The sequence below is a fragment of the Polaribacter aestuariivivens genome, from assembly GCF_005885675.1.
Classification (GTDB): Bacteria; Bacteroidota; Bacteroidia; order Flavobacteriales; family Flavobacteriaceae; genus Polaribacter; species Polaribacter aestuariivivens.
The window spans coordinates 352760-364128 of sequence record NZ_VANR01000005.1 but is presented as its reverse complement, the minus strand read 5'-3'; the positions used below and the strand labels follow the sequence as shown (position 1 = coordinate 364128).

The 11369-nt window shown below is 27.7% G+C and carries 11 protein-coding genes and 1 pseudogene; 1 reads left to right on the top strand and 11 read right to left on the bottom strand.

Features of this window, described 5'->3' with window-relative positions; genetic code table 11:
- Nucleotides 1–179, top strand: a pseudogene (locus tag FDT66_RS14185) (IS110 family transposase); the annotation flags it as partial.
- Between the two features lie 125 nt (nt 180–304).
- Here the strand turns inward: FDT66_RS14185 and FDT66_RS11295 are convergent.
- From FDT66_RS11295 to FDT66_RS11245, 11 genes are all read right to left on the bottom strand, one after another.
- Nucleotides 305–922, bottom strand: coding sequence for a hypothetical protein (locus tag FDT66_RS11295; RefSeq protein ID WP_138536559.1), 618 nt, complete (start codon nt 920–922; stop codon nt 305–307).
- Between the two features lie 156 nt (nt 923–1078).
- Nucleotides 1079–1456 (bottom strand): hypothetical protein, encoded by a 378-nt coding sequence (locus FDT66_RS11290; protein ID WP_138536557.1) that lies wholly within the window; start codon nt 1454–1456, stop codon nt 1079–1081.
- A 135-nt stretch (nt 1457–1591) separates the two neighbouring features.
- Nucleotides 1592–2023: a hypothetical protein gene (locus FDT66_RS11285; RefSeq protein ID WP_171032374.1), complete on the bottom strand. Its 432-nt coding sequence runs from the start codon at nt 2021–2023 to the stop codon at nt 1592–1594.
- Between the two features lie 289 nt (nt 2024–2312).
- Nucleotides 2313–2849, bottom strand: a complete 537-nt coding sequence (locus tag FDT66_RS11280; protein WP_138536553.1) for a hypothetical protein — start codon at nt 2847–2849, stop codon at nt 2313–2315.
- A 122-nt stretch (nt 2850–2971) separates the two neighbouring features.
- Nucleotides 2972–3550, bottom strand: a complete 579-nt coding sequence (locus tag FDT66_RS11275) for a hypothetical protein (RefSeq protein ID WP_138536551.1) — start codon at nt 3548–3550, stop codon at nt 2972–2974.
- A gap of 159 nt (nt 3551–3709) precedes the next feature.
- Nucleotides 3710–4165 carry a hypothetical protein gene (locus FDT66_RS11270; RefSeq protein WP_138536549.1) on the bottom strand — a complete coding sequence of 152 codons (456 nt, stop codon included), beginning with the start codon at nt 4163–4165 and terminating at the stop codon, nt 3710–3712.
- Nucleotides 4166–4315: 150 nt separating this feature from the next.
- Complete coding sequence (locus FDT66_RS11265; RefSeq protein ID WP_138536547.1) at nt 4316–5011, bottom strand: hypothetical protein; 696 nt, start codon at nt 5009–5011, stop codon at nt 4316–4318.
- Between the two features lie 358 nt (nt 5012–5369).
- The gene (locus FDT66_RS11260; protein ID WP_246034852.1) at nt 5370–6947 is read right to left on the bottom strand and encodes a DndE family protein; all 1578 of its coding nucleotides are present in this window, start codon (nt 6945–6947) and stop codon (nt 5370–5372) included.
- Entirely contained in the window at nt 6940–9045 is a 2106-nt protein-coding gene (dndD, locus tag FDT66_RS11255; protein WP_138536545.1) for a DNA sulfur modification protein DndD, read from the bottom strand. Before dndD ends, FDT66_RS11260 begins: the two co-directional genes overlap by 8 nt.
- Entirely contained in the window at nt 9042–9224 is a 183-nt protein-coding gene (locus tag FDT66_RS14265; protein WP_138536543.1) for a DNA modification system-associated small protein, read from the bottom strand. Before FDT66_RS14265 ends, dndD begins: the two co-directional genes overlap by 4 nt.
- Nucleotides 9214–11133 carry a sigma factor-like helix-turn-helix DNA-binding protein gene (locus tag FDT66_RS11245; protein WP_138536541.1) on the bottom strand — a complete coding sequence of 640 codons (1920 nt, stop codon included), beginning with the start codon at nt 11131–11133 and terminating at the stop codon, nt 9214–9216. The genes FDT66_RS14265 and FDT66_RS11245 overlap by 11 nt, the downstream gene beginning before the upstream one ends.
- Between the last annotated feature and the right edge of the window lie 236 nt (nt 11134–11369).

The following is an 11369-nucleotide window of genomic DNA, read 5'->3' as shown; positions in this document are numbered from 1 at the left end:
CTGCCTGTAAGCACAACAAAGGGTGTAGAGATATTTATGAAAGAATTGTAAATAAGGGTAAAAGTAAAAAATTAGCCTTGATTGCAGTATCTAATAAATTACTAAAACAAGCTTTTGCAATAGCAAAATCTGGACATCCATATGATCCAACTTTTGCTTCTGTTTTAAAGATAAATTAGTAAAATAATAGATGAGATTATACTTTAAAAAAGCTTAAACAAAAGTTTAAGCTTAGTATAATAATGTTCAAATTTAATGAAGAAAAATGTTGTTTTTTAGCTCAGTTCTTTGTTGGCAACAGTATTTATATTATTTCGTTCATTATTTTAAATATCTTTTTCGAGTTTTCTGCTTTTTTATTGTCACATTTCTCAACATTATGATTTATAATAAACTTGTTTGTTTCATTTCCGTTTGTAAATTCAACAAGATAAACATCTGCACAACCCCAAAAAGGTTCGCAATATTTTTCGCTGTCTTCAGTTTCAATAAAATCAGAGTCAGAAATTATTGATTTTAATTCGCTGATAATTCCTTTTTCGTTAATTCTTTTCGAGAAATTCAGTTCTGACAGTTGATTTTCCTTTTCATTTTCAAAATCCTCAATTAGGTAAGAGTGAAATGTCAGTTCAGAATTTGTTTTCTTAAATTCCAACATTTGCTCAAAAACTGCTCCACCTCCAGGAAATCTCCAAATTCTTAATGTTTCAGATTTTAATTCAGAAATAGGTTTTCGATTCAGTTTTTTTAAAGGATATTCAATCGCCTTTTCAAGATATGTTTTAAAATTCCATTCTTCATTTTCTCCTTTTTCCTTTTCGGTCAATTCAGATTTTACAGTTATTTCAATTTTCTTATTTTCTGAAATGCTATTACATCCAAATAAAACTGAAATTAGTAAAAGTGCGATTAGTCTTTTCATATTGTTGCCAACGTTTATGTATATGGAAAGTTGCGTGTTTGCGTGCGAGGATTTTCCGAAGGAAAATCAGACGTAGCAAACGTGCAACGACCTTTATTTTAGCACAACACCAGCAATTTTTTATATACGGTGTTGTGGGTAGTTTTTTATTTTTTTTCAGTCGTGGAGATAAAACATATCAGTTTCTTTTCCATTATCGACCATATTAATTCCGACATTAAATAATTCCGCAAAGAGTTTTTCTTTTGTCGAGTTGTCAAATTCCGCAAACTCTATTTCCGCTGTTGGTTTTATTAATTTATCTCCAATCAGTAATTTTTCCGAAATAAGTTTGTCAATCATAAAGTTCAGTTTTTCGGAAGGAATTTCATTTTCGGATTTTTTCCAAACGAATTCTTGCCGTTCATCCAAGTCCGCTTTATCATAAACAACAATTCCGCGAATTGAATTTTCGGTTTCATTAATCCATTCCAATTTTTCCATTCCAAATATCTTGAAATAGTGTTCCAAAAATATCTTTCTATTCGATTTCATTTCGGTTTTCTCAAATTACCCACAACGTGTTTATATATGGTTTGTTGCGTGATTTAAGTACCTAATTTATTAAATAATTACAGACAAAGAAAATCCGCGAGGATTTTCGCAAGTAGGCAATAAGCCAGCAATAAATTATATATGTTGTTGTAGTGCGTTTTTATCTTCTATAAATTCAGTTTTAAATTTTTGAACCATTTTTTTATTCGAAAACCAATTGTAAGGATTTTGCGTTTTTCCAAAAGCAAATGATATACAATTTATTAAAATATCATTCTTTTCATAAAGGACAATAATTTGTTTTCCATAATCTGTTTTCGTATCTAAAAAAGAAATATTAATAATATTTAAATTTTTATTCTCCTCAAATAGTTTCCACCCGTTTCTATTTACAATTTTTTTTAAAATTTTTGTGTTTTCAGAAATAGTTATTCCTTCAATTCTTTCAAGTTTTTTACTGTTCAGAACTAATATTATTCCTAAAACAGTAATAATTATAACTAATACAAAGAAAAATAATGTCCAACCAAATGGTTCAGATTTCATTAAATTACCGTAAAAATTCATTCCAGTTATATAAAGGAAAAATAATAGATTGCTAATAATTAATATGTTTTCCCATATATTTTCAATCAATGATTTATTGAAATATAGTTTTTCAAGATTCAAGGATTTTTTTATGTCAATTTTCAGGATGTTCATTTTTTAAATGCACTACAACGTTTCTCGTATAAGATTAGTTGCGTTTTTGTGCCCGAGGATTTTCCGAAGGAAAATCAGAAGTAGCAAAAATGCAACTAACTTTGGTTAAGCACTAAAATAGCAATTAATTTTATACAGTGTTGGCAACTGTATTTTAATTCGTTTTTATTGGTTCAAATGGAATTCCGAATATTCCCTTTTTAAACTTTAACTTAATAGTTTCTTTTTCCATTATTTTATTAAATTCAGTTTGTTTGAGTTTCACTTTATCAAGTTCTGATTCGTATTTCCGATTTGTTATTCTTCCAAGAATATAAGGTTCATTTTCCCTTTTAAAATTAACTATAAATTCTCGAGTTAAAAAATCTTTTTCAGAAAGTCTATTTATGTAAAGTCCAACTGTTGTCACTATTTTAGAATTCTGTTGAAATAGGAAATAACTCATAATTCCTATAAAACTGATTTGAACTATTTTCGTTATTTTATTTCCAGTGAAATCTTTTTTGTCAAAGAATGCTAAAAAGACAATTACAAATGAAAAAATTGCGGAAATAGGAATTAAAGAATTTGAGAATTCTTTAATGTCACTTTTTAAATAGAATTCAGATTCTTTAGGGAAAAAGAATAAAACAATCGATGTATAAATCAATGTAATTCCTATGATAAATATTATTCGATTTCGTTTTTTCATATTGTTGCCAACGTGTTTGTATAAGCTTTGTTGCGTTGTTTAAGCATTAAATTTAGTAAATAAAACACGAACGGCGAAATTCCGGAGGAATTTCCCAAGTGAGCTAAAACTAGCAATAAAGTTTATACGGTGTTGCCCAACGTTTTTCTTATTTTCAGTTCTTTTATTCTATTATTAATTACTGACAAATTATTTATAAATTCAACTTGTCCAGTGCATTTTATTTCAGCCGACAATAATATTTTATTACCGTTTTTATCAATAAATAATATTCCTTCATCGTGTCTTATTTCAATTTGTTGATCAGCAACTTCTTCTCTTGAAAGTATTAAAATCTTTGATATTATAAATTCAGAAAATGAAATGTTTGAGTTAATTCCGCTACTTGAGTTTTGTGTCAATATATTCTCAAAATTTCCTGCAAATTTTTCCCTTTCAGCAACTTTGATTTTCAAGTTATAATAATCTATAAGAGTTTCTTCTTCTTCATTCCATTCACATTGGAATTCCAATTTTTTTGATTGTTCAATTCCAAATTCATTTTTCCAGAAGAATGGAATTTCGAATAAGTTTGATGTGTAAATGTTTTCTTTCAGATTTGCTCCGAGATTTGAACATTTAATCAGCCATATTCGTTTATTAATTAAAGTACTTAATTCCTTTAATTTCTTGTCTTTTATATATTCTCCTAATATTTTCAAGAGTCAGTTTTTAATGTTGGGCAACGTTGTTGTATATGGTTTGTTGCGTGTTTTAAGCATCTAATGTAGCAAAATACAAACCAAATAGAAAATCCGCGAGGATTTTCGTAAGTAGGCTAGTACTAGCAATGGATTATATACGTTGTTGCCCACAGTATTTTATTCCGCTAACAATTTTTTCGGAACTTGATAACTTGCAGAATACATTAAATTCTTTTCACGGTTTTTAAATTCGGTAAATGCTTTTCTATACCACTTTGGGTCATTCGCAACAGTTTTATAGTCTTCGAAACTCAAAACATCATAAAAATATTTATTCAGCCAAGGTTCAATTCCGAAAATAGCGATTCCGTTTTTTTCTATTCGGTCAAGTACGATTTCAAAGTCAGATTCCGAGAAATAGTAAATCGATTCAGAGTCGAATCCGTCATTCAGATTTTCAAGTCCGTTAAAGATATTCGATTTCAGATATTGAAATTCCTTTGTTCGTTCTTCTTCTGTGTAGTTTTTTAATTCCATTTCTGCTTTCTCAAAAGTTTTTGTTTCAGCTTTGTTTTTGTTGTTACAACTCAATATTAAAAGTCCGATAAATATTAATTGAAGCAGTTTTTTCATATTGTGGGCAACGGTCTCGTATAACCGTCAGTTACGGGTTAATATGCGTTAATTTTCGGTTTGGCACAGACGTTAGCAATTCCGAGTGGATTCGGACGTAGCCGAATCCGCCGTAATTGCGGTTATACATTGTTGTAAACAGTGCTTTTTTCATTTTCTAATTCTATTCACTTTGACATAAAACCAAGGCACAGGTTCAAATCCATTAGATTCGTCATTCATAAATTCCATTATTTCGTTCCAGTTTTCATAATTTTCTATAAGTCCAAATTCATTTGTTTTGAGACCGAATTTATCTCTTAAATCATTCGCCAAGTCGTTGCAATGAAAAGAATGGAAGTCTCCACTTATTTCAATTCCGATTATATCGTAACCTAAAAACTCATCTTTTTCTAAATCAAGCTCTTTGTTTTTAAGTTTGCTATAAATTCCAATTTCTCCGCTATTCATTTCAGTCGGTTTTGTCATTTCCAAAGCTTCGCTAAAATCAGATTCGGGAAAGCTGATACTTAATATTTCAAAGTCAGAATCATTTGGAAAGAACTTTTCTTTGTATTCGGTCAATGTTTTTAAGTCAGAAAACGTATTTATCCAACCGAGTTTTTCTTCGTCCAATTTTTTGTCTGCCCAAAATTGTATTTCCTCAACATTTTTGTCAGTCAGATTAAAAGTATGTTTAGTTTCTTCTAATTCTTTCTTTTCAGTCGTTGCCCAAGAAATTGCCCAAGAGTCAAAAAAAGAGTCGTTTATACAGCGACTACAAGTATAGATTTCCGAACCTTTAATCGTTCCATATTCGACAGGTTTTAGTTTAATCAGATAATATGCTCCAATGTAGTATTTCACTTGGTTTTCGGCATTGTTTACAACGGTCTTGTGTATAAAACGTAGCGTATAAATAGACGCTAACTTTTCGGATTTAGCACGAGCCGAATTTTTTATTATTATGTTTAATTTTCTTTTATAAATATAACCAAATAAAAAATTTGACGTACTTTGTAAATAAGTAAAAACCTCTCGAAAAGCCTGTAATAGCTATGTTTTATACACGTTGTTGTAAACTGGCTTTATTCCGTTCAGTTTAGTTTTCCGATGTTTTTCTGTTAGCTCAAATGTGAGCTTTGGCGTGAAAGCTTTTTTATTTTTTAGGTTTAGCTTTTTTGGGCGTTGGAAAAAAATAAATGTGCTTGAACATAACTTCGGCTTATAAATTTTCCTCTTTTTTAGTTTTCCACCATTGTCTTAATTCAATAATTTTCGGTTCTCCAATATTTATTAAGCCTTTTCCTGATTCTAATTTTTTGATTTCAGTTTCTAATTTGTATTTACTACTTGGTGTCCCAACATAATTACTAATTGCTTTATAATCTTTATTTTGAACATTCAAGCATATAGGTAACTTAACTTGCGACGCAAAATCAAAGTCTTTTGTTTTATAATCCTCAACTCCTTGTGAGAGCATTACAATTATAACTCCTTTGGATCTTAATAATCTCAATAGCTCTTCAAGTGCTTTACGTGCATTTTTATTTTTTAAATATATGTGAGCTTCATCAATTACAATTACATATCGTAATGGAAAAATATGATCTTTTGGTTCACAATCATTTGTAGAACTAAAAAATGAGTTAAAGTAGCGTAGTAACAAAAACACAACTAATTGTCTTAAAGTATCGGATAATGCAGGTGGAAGATTTAGATATAAGCTTTTGTCTAAAATATCAGTATTAGTTGGACTACAATTAAATATATTGGTAGTTAAATCTTGGATACCTGCAAATAATGTATCTGGTCTTCTATTATTTTCATCGTAATATTCTTCTAAATTTTCAAATAATTCATTTATAGTTGGGTAAGAACCATTTTTACTGTCGAATAAATCAGTAATTACATTTGTTAAAATATTTTTTTGAGCAACACCAACACTAGGAACAAAAGTAGCTATAGTGTCAACAAATGCTTTTATACTAAAAGGTCTTTGTCTTTCATCTAAACTTATTGATAAAAATGGATTAAATTCAATACCACCATCATTTACAATGTCGACAAATTCACATTTTGTTGCATCCAAAAATGGTTTAAGTTGCTCTGGATTTCCTTCGCCTTTATAATCAAAGAATATAAATTTTAGATCATTGTCTGTGTTTTTGGAAATTTGATATAAAATATCTTTCATTAATTGAGTTTTTCCAGAACCTGCCATTCCAGCAATTGCAATATTTCTATTATCAAACTCTCTTAAATCATTAATTCTAATTTCAACATTTACACCTTCTTCTGTTTTTCCTAATTCGAATGTTAAAAGATCTTCATATTCTTTTACATTAATTTTCTTTGAACTAGAACCAGTTTTTACAGTTTTTGATCTTAATGTTAAACCTTTTTTGATTGGTTTCAATAAAAGTGAAATATGTTCGCCTTTCGTAATGTCGCTATTATTTAATTTATTATTCCAAACTTCAAGACCATCTTTTAAATGAAGTTTATAAAGTTTAATAAATTCACTTTCTGTTAATTCTTTATTATAATGCTGATCGAAAATTGTTTTATAAAGTGTAAAATTATCAATGTCATTTACTAAACGTCCAAAGATGTTGCTTGTTGGCGTATATTCTCTACCGTTTTGAGGTAGACTATTTTCGTTTTCGTGAAATAGGCGTCCTTTTTCAATACTTAATGACAATGCAATTCTTCCTGTAATTGTGTCTCTTTTAAAATTATAGATATTTGTAATTCTATCTAATAACTCTGTACTTTCTGAATCTATTTTAAATCTAATCATTGCTTGTAGTATTAAAATAACCGTTTTTTAAATTTGTGTTTGCTCCATCATTAAATAGTAGATATGATTTTGAAATGTTTTCAGAAATATCTTTGTATCGTTTTGGTGTAATCTCACTATTTGTTGAAAATAATACAACTTGTTCGGAAAGAGCAGGATAATATTTTTTAGTAATGTTATCTCTATGTTCTTCATCAAGTCTACCAAGAGGTGTATCTATAAAAATTGGTAAACTTTGTATCGATTCGTTTAAAATTGCTTTAATCAAACACGAAATATAAATCTGTTTTTCTCCAGATGATAAACTTTCTTTTCTTATTTCATTATCATGTTGATCTAATAAGGTGATTTTCATTCCTTGACCTGAAGCCAAAATGGTAACTTTCACATCTTCAATAAATTTACGGCTGTTTTCTTCACTGCCAAGTTTGTGCATTAATATTTTTAACTCGTTTAAAATTGTTTTTTCAAGACTATTTTTGTGTTTACTTTTCTGTTCTTCAAGGAATGAATTCAAGACGTCAATGTATTTTTGACTTTCTTTAATTTTAAGTTTGTTTTGTGCATTTACATCTACCTTTTTAACCAATGTCAAAAGCTGTTGATTTAAGCGAACAATATCACTTTTTAGTTTTGTGATTTGTTGATTGTTCTCTCCAATTTTCCTATTGTTTTCAGTAATATTATAATCTGCTGTTTCCTTTTTGGATGAATATTCCAATATTAATTCATCTTCTAAATCAGCATCAACTTTACTTAATGTTTTGTTTAATTCTGAAAGTTTAATTTGCACTTCATTAAACTCCTCAATTGTAGTCTCGAATAAATCTTTTGATTGTTCGTTAACTAGATTTATAGCATCTTTAATTAGATTTTTTTCTGAATTATTCAAATCGTGTTCAAATTCTAATTCTTGATAATCTCCATTATCACTAAATAATTCCGAACCTAAATTTTTAGCTTTTTCATAATAAAAGTTCTTGTCCTTAAAAGACATTGTAGAATTATCTGGTTCAGGTGGTTTGTTAAAAAGTAGTTCAATAAAGTTTTCTATTTTTTCAGAATTTTCTTTTGATGAATTTTGTGATAATTCATTTTTTTCTTGAATTTCTAAATGTTCATTAACTTCTTCTAGTTTACCAGTTAATATTGCTATTGGAATAATTTCACTTAATTCATTAAATCTTTCAGAAAGTTCAAGTTCCTTTGTTTTTAGTTTTTCTATTTCTGACAATACAGATTCTCTGTCAAAAGTTGAATTACCTTGCTTACTATGTTGAGAAATTAGATTATTATATTGACGAATTGTCTTTTTTAAATCGTCAATTTCTTTTAGTTTTTCAGCATTTTCTTCTTCAAGTTTTTCAATGTCTATATTTGAAAGTTCAATTGCTTTTTCTTTATCTACAATTTGCTCTTGTAAATTTTTAGTAGCTCCTTCTTTTTTAAGAGAATTTATGTAAAACTCTATATCTTCGATAAGTGTATCATAAGTGTCTAATCCTAAAATTTTACCTAAAGCGTCATTTATAAAACTGCCTTCTTCTTTAATTGATAAGTTGGCTATTTCAGATATTTTTTCTGCATCAAAAAAGACAAATTTTGCTGCATCTATCGGAATTATATAATCATTTATAAAGTTAATTTTATCTGCTTCATCATCAAAAATTTCCATTTTTGAATCAGAATCTAAAATCAAAAGTTTTTCATTCATACTAGTAACATTAAATGTTCTAGTAATAATTACACTTTCAGAATTTGAGTTTAATTTCTTTAGTTCAGGTAATTCGATTTCTGAAACAAGTATACTAACAGAAAAAGTGTCTTTATTTTCTTTTTTTGCAGTCCAATTTATGGATTGCTGCATAAAAGATGAATAGTTTTTTTCTTTTTGAATTTCCTTTTTGAAATTGTCATCAATTTGAGAAATTTTTTCTCCATAAAGGCACCAAACTATTGATAGTAAAAGATTTGTTTTTCCATAACCATTTCTACCACCAATTACAATGATGTTTTGATCTGAATTGGTTGATAAATTAATATTAACTTCATTGTAATATTGTCTAAAATTGTTGATTTCTATATTGGATAACTTCATTTTATAGTCTTTTCAATTACATCATTAATTTTTTGCTGGTGGTAATTGTTTCTTTTTAGCAACTTTTTAGTCTTTACAGAATCCAATAGAATTTCTAGAGAATCAAAATTTACATCTTTTTTATTGCATATTTCTTTGAGTCTTTGGCTCTGTAGTATTTTAGTTTCTTTAATTTTCATTGAAATATTTTAAATTATTTAATATTAATTTGGATTCTTCAAAAGTTAGATTGTAAGAATTTAGTAAGAAAGTTTTAATATCATTTATTGAATACCCTTTTTTATGTTTTGCAATAATAGTTTTACCTAATTGTACTGGTAAACTATTAAACTTATCATCATACTGCTCCTCTTTAATTTGTAAACCTATAAACCCTTGATTGTAAATTAAAAACCGTTTCAAAGGATCAACTTTAAGATTAGTTAGTACGCTTTTTGCATCTTTATTTCTCCTGTATTTATCCAAATATTCTAATACTAAAAGAATATGAATTGGCTCATTTTTATCTTGCAAAAATTCTATTATTACATCCTTAATAGTACCACCTTTGAAGTTTTCTAGTTCTTTTTCCCATTTTTTTAATCCAAAAACACTTTTTCTTCCTATTGGGACAAATCCATTCCTTCTAGCCATAGCAGCACGCAAACTTGCTTCATCTGTGACATAATTTGGATTTAATTCTAAAACCTTGTCTAAAATTAAATTGATTTTAGATGGATTCCCTAACTCTTCAAGAGCTTCAAGTGCATATTCGTGGACTTGTTTTTTAGTATTTCTTTCAAATGTTATGTTCTCATCTAAATCAAGATATAATTCAAATTCGTCATTAATTATTTTTTCGCCAATCGGGAAAACTAAATCTAAAAAATCAATATTATTATTACTTAAAAATCTTGATAGATAGCTTTTAAAATTGAATGAATAGGATTCTACAATTTTATCACTTTTTCTATTATCAATATCATTAGCTAAAGCATTAAAATCAATTTCTTTGACTATATCTTTGTCTATTAAATAGAAATTCTTCCAATTATGTCTATTCCGAGCGTTAAAGTACCTTGGTAGCAAAACATCTTCAATTTCTCCAATCAGAGAAAATTTATCCCATAAATATGCAAATAATATGTAGCTAATAAACTCTTTGGATAAATTTGTGTTATTTGTATTGTTTATGATATCTACAATTTCTGCGTCAATTTCTAGTTGATTAGAATTAATGTCGATATTATATTTTTGAAATAATTCATCGCTGAAATTTTGAATAAATAAGAGTTTATTAAAAATATCATCAAGACATAATTTTCTTATTTGTCTTACTCTTTCCCTAGTCAAGTTTACTTTTTCTGCAATATCATCTAGAGTTAATTCTTTCTGATTTTGATATATTTTAAAAGCTTTTTTAACAATTACTGTTTGAGTTTCATCAAATAGAGCATTTTGATTTAATAAAAAATCTGTTAACAAGAAAATTGATTCCGTTTCAAGTATTTCACTAGGGATTTTTGAAATAGAAAAAGTGCGTTGAATTAAAAAGTTATTCTTTATTGAAATAAGTTTTTTTTCATTATCTGATTGACTTACATCATTTAAGAAGTCTTTAATTATTGAAATATAAATTTCTAATTCTGGAACACATTTAGCTCCAACATTTTTTATGTTTTTGACATTAAAAGTATTGGAAAGTAATATTTTTTCAGCGAAGTTTTTAATCTTTAAATTACCTTTTAAGTGAAGTGAAATAGCGTTTTTACTTCTTACTGAAAGACTATTTGTATTTACAAGAATGAAGCTATTGATTACTTCCCTTTGCGTTCTGGTTAATTCAGTAACTATTTTCTTTAATGGATTTTCTGAAATTAATTCTTGTGTTTCATTATCAATTGAATCAATTCCTTCCAAATGATAGCTATTGCATAGCTTAATTAATTCTTCATCGGATTTTCGACCACAATTCCTAAATTTCGTAAAACTTTTATTTTTTACAAAGTATTCTTTTAGATCATAAATAGTTTCAATATTGTTGTATTTACAGACGTGATATGAGCGTATACTTAAATTCCCTTTTTTAAAAATTTCGTCTATTGTCATTCTTATTCGTGCAGATTCTTTTTATTCAATTTTTGGATTACCTAAATTACAATTTAAATTTTATTTAGTTTATGATTTTTCTCACTTTTCATTCAGCGTTGGCAAGATTAGGCTCTTTTGGTTTTTCAGCTTTGAATTTAAGCGTTGGCAAAAACCAAATGTGCCTAATGTGCGGCTGGATTCAGCTTGTTTACAACGTTGTTGTATAAGATTAGTTGCGTGATTTAAGCACTAAA

What these genes read in the sequence shown, in the direction of transcription:
- FDT66_RS11270 (WP_138536549.1), bottom strand. Translation starts at nt 4,165, where the DNA reads ATGAAAAAACTGCTTCAATTAATATTTATCGGACTTTTAATATTGAGT.
- FDT66_RS11260 (WP_246034852.1), bottom strand. Translation starts at nt 6,947, where the DNA reads ATGATTAGATTTAAAATAGATTCAGAAAGTACAGAGTTATTAGATAGA.
- FDT66_RS14265 (WP_138536543.1), bottom strand. Translation starts at nt 9,224, where the DNA reads ATGAAAATTAAAGAAACTAAAATACTACAGAGCCAAAGACTCAAAGAA.
- FDT66_RS11290 (WP_138536557.1), bottom strand. Translation starts at nt 1,456, where the DNA reads ATGAAATCGAATAGAAAGATATTTTTGGAACACTATTTCAAGATATTT.
- dndD (WP_138536545.1), bottom strand. Translation starts at nt 9,045, where the DNA reads ATGAAGTTATCCAATATAGAAATCAACAATTTTAGACAATATTACAAT.
- FDT66_RS11245 (WP_138536541.1), bottom strand. Translation starts at nt 11,133, where the DNA reads ATGACAATAGACGAAATTTTTAAAAAAGGGAATTTAAGTATACGCTCA.
- FDT66_RS11280 (WP_138536553.1), bottom strand. Translation starts at nt 2,849, where the DNA reads ATGAAAAAACGAAATCGAATAATATTTATCATAGGAATTACATTGATT.
- FDT66_RS11285 (WP_171032374.1), bottom strand. Translation starts at nt 2,023, where the DNA reads ATGAATTTTTACGGTAATTTAATGAAATCTGAACCATTTGGTTGGACA.
- FDT66_RS11295 (WP_138536559.1), bottom strand. Translation starts at nt 922, where the DNA reads ATGAAAAGACTAATCGCACTTTTACTAATTTCAGTTTTATTTGGATGT.